Source organism: Mesorhizobium onobrychidis, assembly GCF_024707545.1.
In the GTDB taxonomy this organism is placed as follows: Bacteria; Pseudomonadota; Alphaproteobacteria; order Rhizobiales; family Rhizobiaceae; genus Mesorhizobium; species Mesorhizobium onobrychidis.
This window is the reverse complement of the sequence record NZ_CP062229.1, coordinates 4,298,489-4,312,662: the sequence shown is the minus strand read 5'-3', so window position 1 is coordinate 4,312,662 and position 14,174 is coordinate 4,298,489. Positions and strand designations below refer to the sequence as shown.

The 14,174-nt window shown below is 63.1% G+C and carries 12 protein-coding genes; 5 read left to right on the top strand and 7 right to left on the bottom strand.

What is annotated here, in order from left to right; genetic code table 11:
- Nucleotides 1-3: 3 nt before the first annotated feature.
- The 4 genes from pdxA (at nucleotide 4) to IHQ72_RS21360 (ending at nucleotide 4,466) form a co-directional block, all read left to right on the top strand.
- Nucleotides 4-1,017 (top strand): 4-hydroxythreonine-4-phosphate dehydrogenase PdxA, encoded by a 1,014-nt coding sequence (gene pdxA, locus IHQ72_RS21375; protein ID WP_258117062.1) that lies wholly within the window; start codon nucleotides 4-6, stop codon nucleotides 1,015-1,017.
- On the top strand, nucleotides 1,014-1,727 hold the full coding sequence (locus tag IHQ72_RS21370) for a beta/alpha barrel domain-containing protein (protein WP_258117061.1): 714 nt from the start codon (nucleotides 1,014-1,016) through the stop codon (nucleotides 1,725-1,727). The genes pdxA and IHQ72_RS21370 overlap by 4 nt, the downstream gene beginning before the upstream one ends.
- A 555-nt stretch (nucleotides 1,728-2,282) precedes the next feature.
- Nucleotides 2,283-3,605, top strand: a complete 1,323-nt coding sequence (locus IHQ72_RS21365; protein WP_258117060.1) for an NAD(P)/FAD-dependent oxidoreductase — start codon at nucleotides 2,283-2,285, stop codon at nucleotides 3,603-3,605.
- A gap of 180 nt (nucleotides 3,606-3,785) precedes the next feature.
- Nucleotides 3,786-4,466, top strand: coding sequence for an aspartate/glutamate racemase family protein (locus IHQ72_RS21360; protein WP_258117058.1), 681 nt, complete (start codon nucleotides 3,786-3,788; stop codon nucleotides 4,464-4,466).
- A gap of 218 nt (nucleotides 4,467-4,684) precedes the next feature.
- Here IHQ72_RS21360 and IHQ72_RS21355 read toward each other — a convergent pair whose 3' ends face one another.
- The 4 genes from IHQ72_RS21355 to IHQ72_RS21340 form a co-directional block, all read right to left on the bottom strand.
- A complete protein-coding gene (locus IHQ72_RS21355) occupies nucleotides 4,685-6,139 on the bottom strand; it encodes an aldehyde dehydrogenase family protein (RefSeq protein WP_258117057.1) in 1,455 nt (484 codons plus the stop codon).
- Nucleotides 6,136-7,410 (bottom strand): NAD(P)/FAD-dependent oxidoreductase, encoded by a 1,275-nt coding sequence (locus IHQ72_RS21350; RefSeq protein WP_258117056.1) that lies wholly within the window; start codon nucleotides 7,408-7,410, stop codon nucleotides 6,136-6,138. Before IHQ72_RS21350 ends, IHQ72_RS21355 begins: the two co-directional genes overlap by 4 nt.
- 61 nt (nucleotides 7,411-7,471) lie before the next feature.
- Complete coding sequence (locus IHQ72_RS21345; protein ID WP_258117055.1) at nucleotides 7,472-8,656, bottom strand: alanine racemase; 1,185 nt, start codon at nucleotides 8,654-8,656, stop codon at nucleotides 7,472-7,474.
- Nucleotides 8,657-8,659: 3 nt separating this feature from the next.
- Entirely contained in the window at nucleotides 8,660-9,526 is an 867-nt protein-coding gene (locus IHQ72_RS21340; RefSeq protein ID WP_258117054.1) for a GNAT family N-acetyltransferase, read from the bottom strand.
- A 304-nt stretch (nucleotides 9,527-9,830) separates the two neighbouring features.
- On the opposite strand from IHQ72_RS21340, the gene IHQ72_RS21335 reads away from it, so the two are divergent.
- Nucleotides 9,831-10,769, top strand: a complete 939-nt coding sequence (locus IHQ72_RS21335) for an ornithine cyclodeaminase family protein (RefSeq protein WP_258117053.1) — start codon at nucleotides 9,831-9,833, stop codon at nucleotides 10,767-10,769.
- A 97-nt stretch (nucleotides 10,770-10,866) separates the two neighbouring features.
- Here the strand turns inward: IHQ72_RS21335 and IHQ72_RS21330 are convergent, their stop codons facing one another.
- The 3 genes from IHQ72_RS21330 to IHQ72_RS21320 form a co-directional block, all read right to left on the bottom strand.
- Nucleotides 10,867-12,117 carry an NAD(P)/FAD-dependent oxidoreductase gene (locus IHQ72_RS21330; protein ID WP_258117052.1) on the bottom strand — a complete coding sequence of 417 codons (1,251 nt, stop codon included), beginning with the start codon at nucleotides 12,115-12,117 and terminating at the stop codon, nucleotides 10,867-10,869.
- 123 nt (nucleotides 12,118-12,240) lie between these two features.
- Nucleotides 12,241-13,119, bottom strand: coding sequence for an ABC transporter permease (locus IHQ72_RS21325; protein ID WP_258117050.1), 879 nt, complete (start codon nucleotides 13,117-13,119; stop codon nucleotides 12,241-12,243).
- A 35-nt stretch (nucleotides 13,120-13,154) separates the two neighbouring features.
- Nucleotides 13,155-14,105: an ABC transporter permease gene (locus IHQ72_RS21320; RefSeq protein ID WP_258117049.1), complete on the bottom strand. Its 951-nt coding sequence runs from the start codon at nucleotides 14,103-14,105 to the stop codon at nucleotides 13,155-13,157.
- Between the last annotated feature and the right edge of the window lie 69 nt (nucleotides 14,106-14,174).

Genomic DNA, 14,174 nt, shown 5'->3' with positions numbered 1-14,174 from the left:
TCCATGACCGCCCCTGACGCTCCTCTAGCCGTGACCATGGGTGACCCCTCCGGCATCGGCCCCGAGATCATCGCAAAAATGTATCTCCGTCGGCCGGACAAGCGGCACTGGATCGTCGTCGGTGATCCGCTGGTGATGAACCACGCCCTTTGCGCGCTGGATGCTGAAGTGCGGGTCCGGCCGATCGCTTCCCTCGATGAGACCGTGCTCGAGGACGGAACGCTCAACGTGCTTTGCTCCTCGCAGCTTCGCGTCCTGCCACCCGTCAGCCAGGTTTCGGCCATCAGCGGACGCGCGGCGTTCGACGCCATCGTTGTCGCGATCAGACTGGCGCGGGATGGTGGGGTGGGCGGCATCGTGACGGCGCCGATTCACAAGGAAGCGCTTGCAGCCGCCGGTCTGCACTATCCCGGCCACACCGAAATCCTGGCCGATCATGGCGGGGCGCCCAAGGTCGCCATGATGCTAGCGAACGAGGACATTCGCACGGTCCTCGTCACCATCCATTGTTCGTTGTCCGAGGCGATCCGCAAAGGCGATTTCGCGGCGCAGATGGACGCGATCCGGCTGGCCCATGCCGGCGCGCAGGCGCTTGGCATCGCCCATCCGCGCGTCGCTGTCGCGGGCCTTAATCCGCATGCCGGCGAAGGCGGTCTCTTTGGAGACGAGGAAATCCGCATCATCCAGCCGGCGATCGAGGCGGCCCGTGCCGAAGGTATCGACGCATCCGGCCCATGGCCCGGCGACACTGTGTTCATGCAGGCCCGCAAGGGCAGATTCGACATCGTGGTCGCGCAGTATCACGACCAGGGTCTCATCCCGGTCAAATATATGGGCCTCGACCATGGCGTGAACGTCACGCTGGGCCTGCCGTTCGTGCGCACCAGCCCCGATCACGGCACCGCGTTCGACATCGCGGGGTCCGGCGTTGCGGACCCCTCCAGCCTTGAGACCGCCTTCGACTACGCCCTTCGGCTCAAGGCTTCCCTCCAGAACCAGAAAGCCGGCACCCCATGACACAATTCGACTTCATCTTCATGCTGACGCGCAACGACCGCACCGTGGCCGACGCCGCCGTCCACGTCGAAACGGCGCTCCGGGCCGGAATCCGCCACATCGGCTTCAAGGACGTCGGCCTGCCGTTCGACGCGCTCGCCGGCCTCGCCCGCCAGATCCGCGAGGGCGGAGCCAGCACCTATCTCGAAGTCGTATCGCTCGACCGCGACAGCGAGATCCGCTCGGTCAAGGCGGCGATCGACCTCGGCGTCGACTTTCTTCTCGGTGGCACCCATGCCGAAGACGTGCTGCCGCTGCTGGAAGGGACACCCATCCGCTACTATCCGTTTCCGGGTCGCATCGTCGGGCACCCGAGCATTCTCGAAGGATCGCAGGCCGAGATCGTCAAAAGCGCCGTCGCGCTCGCCAGCCATCCCGGTGTCGCCGGTCTCGACCTTCTCGCCTACCGTTCGGCAGGCAATGTGCCATCTCTCATCGACGCTGTGTGCCGAACTGTGCCCAAGCCCATTATAGTCGCGGGATCGGTGGACCGGCCGGATCAGGTCGAGACAATTCGCAAGAGTGGCGCAGCGGGATTTACCGTCGGTACCTCTGCGCTGGACGGCCGGTTCCCGGCAGAGGGCCCCGCACTGGAATTCCAGCTGCGGGCGATCTCGGCGTGCCTCGAAGGACATCAAGAGAGCATGGGAGGTGAGGAACGATCCTGGTAGACAGCAACGTTCAACTTTCGTTCATCACTGGACAAAATCGCAGCTTCGGGCCGACTAGGCCGACCGGAAGATGGAGCCCTCGAGAACCGCTGGCCTCCAGCTTGCGCTATCCATTCCGACGCGACTCCTATTCCGGAACCTCAGAGGCACCATCAGCGAGGCTTGGGATCATCCGCTTCGACCGGCCGCTCAAAACGGACCTTATTCAAATCGGCGCTTCAAATCTGTGACCTCCTCAGGGCTGAGGCATTTTACAGTCGCGCTCCTTGCCACGGCCGGACTTGTCGATTGCGGTCTTCATGTTGTCGTAGATACCGCGCCGCCGAATGCCACCGAACACGCGGAAGGCGATCATGGAACTTCGTCAAGAGATTATGACATTGATTTTAAAGCGTCAAAAACGGCAGCGCCGCAGCTCTTGAAGGCGATAAAATCGCCGTCACTTGCCGGATGCCGGGGATATTCGGTGCAAAGTACCGAAATGCCGCTGCAGTCAGTGCATTCTGCGGCACCAGTCGCCGATACTGCTAGCGCTCATTGATTACCGAGGCCCCCATGTCCCCTATTATCCACCACATCAGCAGCGATGAACTCCCCAAGTCAGCGGACGTCGTGGTGATCGGCGGCGGGATTGTCGGCGCCAGCGCGGCCTATTTCCTGGCGCGGCGCGGCCTGTCGGTGGCGCTTATCGAAAAGGGGTATGTCGGCTGCGAACAGTCGAGCCGGAACTGGGGCTGGTGCCGTCGGCAGAACCGCGACGCACGTGAGTTGCCGCTTGCCAATCTGGCGCTGCGGCTGTGGGAAGAACTCACCAATGAGATCGGGCATGACCTTGGCTTCCGCCGTTGCGGGCTCATCTATGCGACCGCCGATCCAAAGCAACTCGCCGAATGGGACCAATGGCGCGGGGTTGCCCGACGGTTCGACGTCATTACGCGGATGCTTACTGCCGACGAGGTCACTGCCGCCGTTCCTGCGGCTGGCGGCCGCAAATGGCTGGGCGGCGTCCACGCGGCAGATGATGGCAAGGCCGAGCCCTGGCTCGCCGCTCCTCGGATCGCCGAGGGCGCGCGCAAACATGGCGCGACCATTCATCAGAACTGCGCGGCACGCGGCCTGGATATCACCAATGGGCAAGTGAGCGGCGTCGTCACCGAGAAAGGCCTTATCCGCACCAGCGCGGTCCTATGTGCCGCCGGTGCCTGGGCTTCTGCTTTCCTGCGCATGCATGCGGTTTCGCTGCCGCAGGCCAGCGTCCGTCAGACCGCCTTGCGGACCGGTCCTGCACCGGATTTTGGCGGGGCAGTCTATACCTCCGACTTTGCCATGACGCGCCGGCTCGATGGCAGCTACACGATAGCCATCAGCGGCAGGGCGACCCTTGAGATCACGCCGCAGGGGATCCGCTATGTCCGCCCGTTTCTGCCGATGTTCATGAAACGGCTGAAGGCCGTCGAGATCGGCATAGGCCGCTCGTTCTTCGGGGGCCCGGACTCACTCCGTCGCTGGCATCTCGACAGGCCGACCCCCTTTGAGCGCATCCGCGTCCTCGATCCCGCTCCGGACAAGCGGATGTTGGCAACCATCATGACGCGGGTAAAAGCCCTGTTCCCCACCGTTGCTGATGCCGGCGTCGTGTCCTCCTGGGGCGGGTATATCGACTCCACACCGGACGCAGTACCCGTGATTTCACCGGTGGACAGCATCGGCGGAGTATTCGTCGCCGCAGGCTGTTCCGGACACGGCTTCGGCGCTGGCCCTGGCATTGGCCATCTGGCGGCGGATCTGGTCGCAGGTGACGCTGCAAGCGTCGATCCGACTCCATTCCGCATGTCACGCTTCTCGGACAGATCGAAAATTGAAGTTGGCGCTTTCTGATGCAATTGACTGCATGGCGACACCAAAGAGCGCGGAGCGATTGCGAATTTGCATGTCTACAGGCCTAAGCGCGATCTGGACCGTTTCGTGAAGAGGATTCTCACGAAGGACCGGGTTGACGACTGGTCCAGACACTCAGTTCCGCCAACTCAGCTTCCAGCAACTTGATGGAAAAACCACATGTCAGATCAAACTACGAGCGCTTCCGGTAGAAAGCTGGCTTTCATCCATACGGTTTCCGGCCTTGTTTCCGAGTTCGAGGGCCTCGCCAAGGAACATTTGCCCGACTGGAAGCCGTTCGCGATCCTCGACGAGAGCCTCTTGAGAAATACCATTGAGCGCGGGTCGCTATCCGATCTGACGAAACGAAGGCTTGCTGCCTACGTATGGTCGGCAGTCGACGCCGGGGCAGATGCGATTGTCGTCACATGCTCGACTCTCGGACCGGCAGTCGATGCCATTGCGCCGCTTTGTCCTGTGCCGCTGTTCCGTATTGATGAAGGCATGGCCAAAGCCGCCGTCGAGCATGGAAACCGCATAGGTGTCCTGGCGACCTTGTCCACAACGCTGGTGCCAACCGTGGATCTGCTGAAGCGCAAGGCATACGACGCGGGCAAGGATGTAGCGATCGACGATGTGCTTGTTGAGGGAGCGTTTCAACGCCTCGCCGGCGGGGACGTCGAAGCCCATGACGCGCAAATCCGCCTAGCTCTCGAAGAACTGTCGAAGAAGGTCGATGTGGTCATTTTTGCGCAGGCCTCGATGGCTCGTGCGGTGCGGGGCACGGCCCACAGCCTTCCAGTTCTGACAAGCCCCGTGCTTGGGGTTGAAAACGTGAAACGGCGTTTAGAGCAGCGATAGGACAAGTGGGACAGGGTGCAAATTCCTAATGCGAGTCTTGCCGCAATATTGTTCGGCCCACGCGATGTCCGCCTGCCGAAACCGAGCTGCCGCCTCTCGTATAGCTCGGCGACAGGCGCAGCGAGCCGCGCAGTCTTTTAACTGGTTAACGATCTGCCCCGGCCTACTGGCATAGAGAGCGCCACCGGCGCGCCCTCTGCGCTTGGCGAAGATGTCGCCTAGAAATAGCCGAGGATGGACTTGACCTCGAGATACTCCAACATGCCCTCGAGGCCGTATTCGCGTCCGTTTCCGGACTGCTTGAAGCCGCCAAACGGCGCGTGAGGATCCCACGCCGGGTAGTTGAGATGCACTTGACCGGCGCGAATCCGCGACGCGACGTACTTGGCGACGTCCAAATCCTTGCCCTGCACATGGGCCCCGAGGCCATAGATGGTGTCATTGGCGATGGTGACGGCCTCGTCGACTGTGTCGTAGGGGATGATGCAAAGGACCGGCCCGAAGACCTCCTCCTGAGCGATGCGCATGCCCGTGCGCACGTCGGAAAAGATGGTCGGCTTCACATAGAGCCCGACATCTAGGCCGTCCGGACGGCCCAGTCCGCCGGTGAGAAGCTTCGCGCCTTCCGAAACGCCGACGCCGATCATTGTCTGGATCCGGTCGAACTGAGCACGATTGGCGATTGCTCCGTGGGTGGTGGCCTCCGAAAGAGGATCACCGACGACGATCTCATCCGCGGTCCGCTGGGCAATTGACTCGATCTCGGAAAGCCGCACGCGCGGCACGATCATACGCGTCGGCGCACTGCATGACTGGCCGAGATTGCGTAAGGCGGCGGCTATGCCCAGCGAAACGGCGCGATCCAGATCGGCGTCGGGCAGGATCACGTTCGGCGACTTGCCGCCGAGCTCCTGCGCGATGCGCTTCACCGTCGGCGCGGCGGCCTGGGCCACCGCAATGCCGGCACGGGTAGAGCCGGTAATGGAGATCATGTCGACGTCCGCATGAGACGCGAGACCCCCACCGACGCAAGGGCCGTCACCATTGACGAGGTTGAAGACGCCGGCGGGGAAGCCGGCTTCCTCGATCGCCTCGGCGAACAGCAGCGCGTCCAAAGGAGAAAGCTCGCTTGGCTTCAGTATGACCGTGCAGCCTGCGGCGAGCGCCGGCGCAACCTTGGCGGTGATCTGGTAGAGTGGCCAGTTCCAGGGCGTGATCAGGGCGCAGACGCCGACCGGCTCATGGGTGACGGCGGTGCGGCCGCGCTGCTCGACGAAGGGGAAGGCTGTCAGGACATCGCGAGCAACCTTCACATGGGCGATGGCGAGCGGCACCTGCGCGGTGCGCGCATATCCAATCGCCGCGCCCATTTCGAGGGTGAGGCATTGCGCAAGCAGTTCACTGCGCGCTTCGAGCAGCGCCTGCAGGCGATCAAGCAGGCCCGCCCGGTATTCCGGCTTGGTACGGCTCCACGTGGCGAACGCCCGGCGGGCCGCTGAAACGGCCGCGTCCACATCCCCGCCGTTTCCGAGCGGAAACCGGGTCACGACCTCTTCCGTGGCCGGATTGACCACGACGCCCTTGGCGGTGCCCCTCGGCTCGCGCCATTCGCCGTCGATGAAAAACTTGTCCAGGCGGCCGCTGCGGGACAGGTGTTCGAGGGGCGTCATCATCCTACAAGGTCCTTCACGCGGTAATAGGCACCGAGGATCGGCAGGAACCAGGGACGCCCGAAATATCCGGGGATCGCCGGCCAGTCGAAGTCCTTCCAGGGGTTCAGGTCGGGGCGCCCGTCCATGACGTCGGCCATGATGCTGCCCATCAGCGTGGACATCTGCGTGCCGTGCCCGCTATAGCCCATCGAGTAGTAGATGCCGTCGCGCTCGCCGGCGCGCGGCAGGCGGTCGCGGGTCATGTCGACCATGCCGCCCCAGCAGTAGTCGATCCGGGTGTCGGCCAGTTCCGGATAGACGTCGACCATCGCCGCCTTCAGGATCTGCCCGCTCTTCTCGTCGGATTGCGGATTGGACACGGCAAACCTGGCCCGGCCGCCGAACAACATGCGATTGTCCGGGGTCAGCCGCCAGTAGACAACGAGGTTGCGCGTGTCGACCACATTGCGACGGGTCGGCATGAGGCGCTCGATCTGCGCAGGCAACAGCGGTTCCGTCACGATCAGGAAGGCGCCGACCGGCACGATGCGGCGGCGGATCCAGCCGAGCGGACCGACCTTGGAAATGCCGCTCGCCAGCAGGACCTGCCGCGCGACGATTTTGCCGCGTGGGGTCTCTACTTCATGCCCGGCGGGTACCTTGCGCATTGCCATGACGGGAGTCCGTTCATGCACCTCTGCGCCACCACGTGCGGCGGCGGTCGCCAAGCCCCGGACGAACCTTCCGACATGCATGCCGGCGCTCTTGGGAAAAAGCAGCCCGCCGTGGTAGCGGTTGGTGCCGACTTCGGTTCGCAGGTCGGCGCGCGCGATCATCCTCGTTTCGGGATCGACATTGGCCGCGAGGAGTTCCTGGCTGCGCGCCAGCATGTCGTAGTGCTCAGGCTTGGCAGCAAGCTTGAGCTTGCCGACACGGGCGAAGCTGCAGTCGATCTGTTCTTCCTGCACCAGCCGCTCGACCATGTCGACGCCGGCGTCGAAGGCCTTGTAGAGCGCGTTCGCGGCATCCGTGCCGTACTTGCCGGCCATGATCCCATAGTTCTGGGCAAAACCGTTGTTGCACATGCCGCCATTGCGCCCCGACGCGGCGTTGCCGATTGTTTCAGCCTCGAGCAGGGCTACCCGCGCGCCCTTCTTGGCGAGGGCCAGCGCCGCGGAGGACCCGGTCAAGCCGCCGCCCACCACGGCCACGTCGTACCGGCCTTCGAGGGGTTTGGACGATCCGCCATCGAACGGCTGAGACGTGTCCAGCCAGTAAGAGGTAAGTTTCATTTTTGCACCATCAGAGCGTCAGTTTGCATGGGCGCCATGCAAAGCGTGGAGATCGGAGTCTCTACCAGCCGCGGATCCGCTCCCACCGCGCTTCAATCTCGGGGCTCTCACCGTTGACGACGCTGTAGAAGTCATGCTGGGCGGCCATCGCGCAGGCATGGTTGGGCAGAATTCGGACCCGAGAACCGAGCGGCAAGTCGGGCATGGACTTTCCAGAACCGGCACGAATGGCGAGAATACCGTGTTCCTGGCTGGCCTGGGCCACGATCACATCTTCAAGCACCCGCCCCTTTTCGTCGCAGACCATGCCGTAACCCTGGTCGAGCTGCTGGTTTGCGGTTCCCCGGTCGCGCGAAAGCGCCATCCACCCGGCGTCAACCAGCACCCATCCCTTTTCCGGCTTGGACCCGATCACCGTGGCCAATACGGAAATCGCGATATCGTCGCGGCCGCAGACCCCTACCCCGTGCTGGACGAGGTCGAAGAACATGTAGACCCCGGCGCGCAGCTCCGTGACCCCCTCGAGATTGTCGGCGAAATGCGCCGTCGGCGTCGAACCGACGCTGACGATCGGGCAGGCGTGGCCATGGGCGCGCAGGACTTCAGCGGCGCGCACGGTGGCCGAACGCTCGTTCTCTGCTGCCTTGACCAGCGCATCAGGCGTGCTCAAGCCATAAGATTCGCCGGCGTGGGCGAGGACGCCGACGAGGTTGGCGCCCGCTGCGACGACCCTGTCGGCCACCTCGAGCAGCTTGGGATCGTCCGGCTTCAATCCACCGCGATGGTCATCGCAGTCCAGTTCGATGAAGACGGACGGCGTCAGGCCGGTGGCTTGGCGCACGCCGGCCAGTGCATCGGCCTGCTCCACCGAATCGAGCAGCAGCTTGAGATCGACGCCCGTGCGGCCACATAGTTCCACGGCGCGGATGGCCAAAGCCGGCGATATGCCGACCGCATAGGTCATGTCTCGAAAGCCGTGGCCCGCGAAGTATTCCGCCTCGGCTATGGTCGAGACCGTGATCGGGCCGGGTTCGCGAGGAAACACGTGTCGGGCGACGTCGATGCTCTTGGCCGTCTTCATGTGCGGGCGCAGCACCACACCAAGTCTATTAGCGTGCTCGGCGAGACGCTGGACGTTGCTCTCAAGCCGTCCTCGGTCCAGAAGCAGCGACGGGGTGATGAGGGCATCGATCGTTTTGGCCGCTTCACGCACTTTTATGTTTCTCCATCTTTCCCGAATCCTCATTCCTTAACCGAACGACTGGTTTGCCAAGGCATACATATGGGCTGGTACATCGGAGACGGGTCGCCGCCCCTTGACCATGGCAGTCGCACAACCAACCTGCTTAAGGCCAAGGCTCTCCAGCCAGTCGCCCAATCCGTGTTCGGCATAGACGTCGATGCGCACGAATTGCCCGTGAAGCTTCGAAAGCTGGGCCAGGATCAGAAGCCGCGCGTCTTGAGCGCTCTCGGCCGCACAGGGGCCGACGACATAGCCGCGCCCGAACTTCCTGGCGATGGCATAGCCTGCAATCCGTCCCGCGCGCTCGATAACGACGACCTTGCCCGCATCGGCGAGCGCAGCCACCATCGACGGCCGGGGCATGCCCATGGCTCGTTCGTCGAAGGCCTGGATCGCCGCGAGGTCGGAGACCGTCGCCTGGCGAACGTCGTTGCGCGCACTCTGCGTCACGGCGACGGTCAGCGGGCCCTGAAGCTGAAGTACCCTGCCCCAGGCGGTAAAGCCGCGCCGCTTATAGAGCGCGAGCCCCTCTTCCGTCGAATTGAGCAGCACGTTGCGACCGTCCGTGGCCTGAAGCAACCCATCAAAGAGCCGGGAGCCGTTGCCACCGCCTTGTGCGGAGCCAGTGACTATGATCATCCCGGCAGTGGCATAGGCCTGTCCGTAATTCCAGGACATGGCAGAGCCAATCACCTCTCCCGCCCGCTCGAGGACCAGGCCATTGCCGACCGTCACGGCAAATTCCCAGTCCTCCTGGCGATAAGGCCAGCCCATCTCCTGCGACAGCTTCAGCGCGCCCGGCACATGGCGGGTCTCGAATTTCATCAACTCGGTCGGGGCGCTGACGATATCTCTGTCATGCTCAACGGTCATGATTGCAACGCTGTCGCTTGATCCAAAGTCAGATTGAAGTCGGACCTTAGAGTCGCGTCCGGCGGACAGATTTCGCTGCTGTTTTGCCCTTTCAACTCGACGGGATCATTCGTTTTGACCCCGTCCGTCGGCATACAAAATGGCGCAAATCGGGGGAGAAATACTCATCTGCCACCTTGCGTCGCCCGTCATGGTTGCCAGTCGGCGTGACGTCCACACCTCTGATGCGATCTCGGGCCTGACCAACACCATGGGCCGAACACTCTGAAGCGATGAGCCGCTTAATGCTCAGGAGGAATTTTGGATGATCTACATCAGCGAAGAGGAGTCAGCCGCCCTCGTCACGCATGAACTTGCCTTCGAGGCGGCGCGGGAGGCTCTCGTGGCAGCAGCATCGCGGCAGAGCTGGGTCTTTCCCGCTGTTCTCGGGCGCACACAGGAGGCGACCAACACCTTCTCAATCAAATCCGGTTCGTCGGACGACCTGACCGGGGTGAAAATTGGCTCCTTCTGGTCGGGCAACCCGGCACGTGGCCTTCCCCGCCACAACTCCACCATCGTGCTGCTCGATCAGCATACAGGTCGGCTCGGCGCCGTAATCGAGGCCGGGAAGGTCAACGCCTACAGGACGGCCGCCGCCGACGCGGTTGCGGCCGATCTTCTTGCGCGGAAGCAAGCCAAGGTTCTGGCGATATTTGGCGCCGGCAACCAGGCGGGCTTCGAAGTGATGGCGCTGGCACGCATCCGCCCAATCGAAACCGTGCTGGTCGTGGCTCGCCCTTCGCCGCGACGCGACGCTCTTGTCGAACGGATCAACGACTGGGGCCTGAAGGCGCGCGTCGTATCGGCCGAAGAAGCCGTGCGCGCGGCCGACATCGTGGTCACAGCGACCCCCTCACGCGAACCACTGTTCCAGGCCGATTGGGTCGGTCCCGGAACGCATGTCGTCAGCATGGGGTCGGATGCTCCGGGCAAGCGCGAATTGCCGAGCGAATTATTTCCCAAGGCACGTCTGTTTTGTGATCTGCTTTCCCAGTCCGTCCAGATCGGCGAGTTCCAACATTTGCGCGACGAGATCGACGCCGGCGTGCTTGCGGTAACACCAATCGGCGACGTCATTGAAAAGCGCGCGCCCGGACGCCGCTTCGACAACGAAATCACGGTCTTCGACAGTTCCGGCATCTCCCTACAGGACCTCTACATGGCCGACGCGCTGATCCGCGCTAAGGCGTCCCACCGCTGATCAGCTTCGCACCGACAAGTCCCAGCCCCGACGGATTTTTTCGCCGTACTGGAGTGCTCTCCGGCAACAACATGTCTCGCGCGATTTTGCAGTGGTGTCAGCGGCTGGCGCGCCACCAGGCGATTCGGTCCTGCAGGGCGTAGCCCTTGATGATAGCCGGCATGAACCACGGATTGCCACGATAGAGCGGGATGGCCGCAGGCGGCCGGAAATCGAACGCGGTGCGCGCCTGCTCGCCATGTCCCATCAGCTTGTGGGCTGCACGCGTGCCAATCCATGGCGCCCAGACCACACCCGAACCGCAGAAGCCGGTGGCATAGACCACGCCGTTCTTCTCGAAGATGCGGGGCAGCATGTCGCGGTGCATCGCCACATTGCCGAACCAGCTGTGCGAAAGTCGAACATTCTCCAGTTCCGGGAAAAGTTCGACCAGCCCGTTGCGCAGACGGAGCGTGGGGGCTGCTGGATCACCTACACGGGAGCTGTCGCGCCCGCCCAGCAGGATGCGTCTGCCGTCCGGCGAGGGCCGGTAATAAAAGCCCAGTTCACGGCCCTCGCTCATCATCATCAGCTTCGGCGTCAGGCGCGCCATCACTTCAGGCGCGAGTTCCTCGGTCGCGATGATCCGGCTGCGAACCGGGACGAGGCGGCGGCGCAGGAAGGGATTGGCGCCATCGGTATAGCCGTTCGTGCAGACCAGGACCTGCCGCGCCTGCACAGTTCCGGCCGAAGTCACGACGCGGAACCCGGAGCCATCCCTTTCGATCGACGTCACGGGCGTGTTCGAATGCACCGTCAGACCGGAAGCAAGGGCCACCCGCAGGAGCTCAGCGTGGAACTTGGCCGGGTGCAGCCCGCCGATGTCCATCCGGACCATGCCGCCGCGATAGAAGTCGGTGCCGATGTAGTTGCGCTGCTTTGCATATGGAACGGGGTAAGACTCGATCCCAAGTTTCTTCGCCAACGCCTCGGCGCCGCGGGCCATCTTCTCGTACTGCTCGTATCCGATGGCGCCCTTGAAAAGGCCAACCAGCTTGAAGTCGCAGTCGAGCTTTTCCGTTCTGATGAAATCATAAAGGAATTCGCGCGCGATCTTGCCCTCGGCCTCGATCGCCATGGCTTTCTCTTCGCCGAAGCGCCGGGTGATCGTAGCATAGTCCAACCGGATACTACCGCTGGTAATTCCGCCATTGCGCGACGAGGCCCCCTCGCCCGGATTCATCGCATCAAAAGCTGCAACCGAGCGTCCTTCGCGCGCCAGCGCAAGCCCGGCTGAAAGGCCGGCGTAGCCGGCGCCGACGATCACCACGTCGAGCCTCTTGACCAGGGGCTGCGGCGGCAGCGGCATGACGGATGCCGCTTCCCACCAGTAGGGCGTGTTCTTGTCGGCGACTTTCGGCTCGTGTACTTGAGTCACGTCACTTCTCGCTTGGTTTTCGGGATCGGGAGTGGTCCGCCTTTGCCGGCGAGATCAGACACGGTCGTCCCGCACGTCGAGCGCATCGCGCAACCCGTCGCCGATGAAATTGAAGCTGGTCACGGCGATCGTGATGGCGGCCCCGGGAATGATCGCCAGCCACGGCGCACTGTCCAGATACTGCTGGGCGCCCTCGAGCATGTTGCCCCAGCTGGGCAGCGGCGGCTGAATGCCATAACCCAGGAAACTGATATAGGCTTCCAGCAGGATCGCGCGCGCGACTGTCAGCGTAGCGGCCACGATGATCGGGCCCATGGCATTGGGAAGGATCTCGCGGAACATGATATGCGTCCCGCTTAGCCCCAGCATGCGCCCGGCCAGCACAAACTCGCGCTCGCGCAATGACCGCACCTCGGCCTCAACAATTCGGGCTACCTCCATCCAGCTGGTGACAGCGACGATGACGGTGACCATAGCGGGGCTCGGCTTCAGTGCCGCGGCCAAGGCCAGCAGCAGGAAGATGGAGGGGAATGACAGGAAGCCGTCGACCGTGCGCATCAGCGCTGCACCGATCCAGCCGCCACGGTAGCCCGCGATCACGCCGACGAAAGTTCCGATCAGCGTCGACAGCAGCATGGCAAAGAAAGCCACCAGCAGTGAGGTCCGCCCCGCCATGAATAGTCGCGCCGCCACGTCCCGCCCCAAAGGATCGGTCCCGAGATAGTGGTTGCCGGTCAGCGGCGGTGAAAAGCGGGCGCGCAAATCGATGTAGAGGGAATCATAGGGCAGGAGATGGGGGCCGAAGACGCATGCCAGCGTGAGAAGGGTGATCATCGCCACCCCCAGCAACGCCAGATGATGGCTCTTGAAACGGCGCACGGTGCGGCTGCGCCACCAGCGGCTTGGTCCTGCATTTGCGGCGAGAGCGGTCATTTCGGGTGCCTCCTGTTGGGTGTGAGGTTACGCGCTCAACCCAGACGAATGCGCGGGTCGACGATCGCCACGGCAATATCTGCGATCAGGTTGCCCAGAATGACGAGAATGGCTGAGAACATCAGCAGTCCCATCACGACCGGGTAGTCGCTGTAGCCAAGGCTATCCAGGAACAGTCGACCCATCCCCGGCCAGGTAAACACTGTCTCCGTCACCAGCGCGCCGGTCAGGATGCTGGGAAGCTGCACCCCGGCCAGTGTGATCATCGGCAAAAGCGCATTGCCGACGACGTGCTTCATTATGACTCGACGCTCGCTCAGGCCCTTGGCGCGGGCGGTCTTGACAAAATCCTGGCTGATGGCGTCGAGCGTCGCGGTTCGCATGTAGCGGCTCCAGATCGCGACATGCACCAGCGACAGCACGATGCTTGGCAGGATCAGGTGATGCAGGTAGTTCAGGACCGAACCGTCGCCGATCGTGTACATGTTGCCTGCAGGCAGCCAGCCTAGCCGCAGGGAGAAGATGTAGATGCCGACGAGCCCGAACCAGAAGGTCGGGATCGACAGCGCGACCATGGCTCCGACCGTCGCCACATGGTCGAACAGCGAATAGCGGTGTGTGGCGCCGCGGATACCGATCCAGGTGCCGATCGCAATTGCAATCGCAGTGGACGTACCCATCAGCAGCAGCGTGGCAAAGACGTGCCGGCCAATCACTGCCAGCACAGGCGCGCCATCGCGGAAGGAATGGCCCCAGTCGCCCTGGAGAAGCCGCCAGGCCCAGTCGAGATATTGCATCCACAGCGGCCGATTGAGCCCTAGTTGCTCTTTTAGGCGATCGAGATCGTCCTGCGTCATGCCGGGATCGAGCCCGAATTGCGCCAGTGGCCCCCCCGGTAGCAGGTTCAGGACGACGAACCCGATGACCGACACGATCAGGAGCAGGATGAGGCTCTGCGAAAGCCGGTTGAGCAGGAAGCCGCGCATTTCAACTCTCCTCTTTCAAGACAGCGCCGATGACTGGCCGCCGCCGCGAGGCGGCGGCGGCGTATGTAT

Bases quoted from the DNA above. Each gene is read 5' to 3' on its own strand.
- pdxA (WP_258117062.1), top strand. From the start codon at position 4: ATGACCGCCCCTGACGCTCCTCTAGCCGTGACCATGGGTGACCCCTCC.
- IHQ72_RS21360 (WP_258117058.1), top strand. From the start codon at position 3,786: ATGTCAGATCAAACTACGAGCGCTTCCGGTAGAAAGCTGGCTTTCATC.
- IHQ72_RS21325 (WP_258117050.1), bottom strand. From the start codon at position 13,119: ATGACCGCTCTCGCCGCAAATGCAGGACCAAGCCGCTGGTGGCGCAGC.
- IHQ72_RS21335 (WP_258117053.1), top strand. From the start codon at position 9,831: ATGATCTACATCAGCGAAGAGGAGTCAGCCGCCCTCGTCACGCATGAA.
- IHQ72_RS21365 (WP_258117060.1), top strand. From the start codon at position 2,283: ATGTCCCCTATTATCCACCACATCAGCAGCGATGAACTCCCCAAGTCA.
- IHQ72_RS21340 (WP_258117054.1), bottom strand. From the start codon at position 9,526: ATGACCGTTGAGCATGACAGAGATATCGTCAGCGCCCCGACCGAGTTG.
- IHQ72_RS21355 (WP_258117057.1), bottom strand. From the start codon at position 6,139: ATGATGACGCCCCTCGAACACCTGTCCCGCAGCGGCCGCCTGGACAAG.
- IHQ72_RS21350 (WP_258117056.1), bottom strand. From the start codon at position 7,410: ATGAAACTTACCTCTTACTGGCTGGACACGTCTCAGCCGTTCGATGGC.
- IHQ72_RS21370 (WP_258117061.1), top strand. From the start codon at position 1,014: ATGACACAATTCGACTTCATCTTCATGCTGACGCGCAACGACCGCACC.
- IHQ72_RS21320 (WP_258117049.1), bottom strand. From the start codon at position 14,105: ATGCGCGGCTTCCTGCTCAACCGGCTTTCGCAGAGCCTCATCCTGCTC.
- IHQ72_RS21345 (WP_258117055.1), bottom strand. From the start codon at position 8,656: ATGAGGATTCGGGAAAGATGGAGAAACATAAAAGTGCGTGAAGCGGCC.
- IHQ72_RS21330 (WP_258117052.1), bottom strand. From the start codon at position 12,117: ATGCCGCTGCCGCCGCAGCCCCTGGTCAAGAGGCTCGACGTGGTGATC.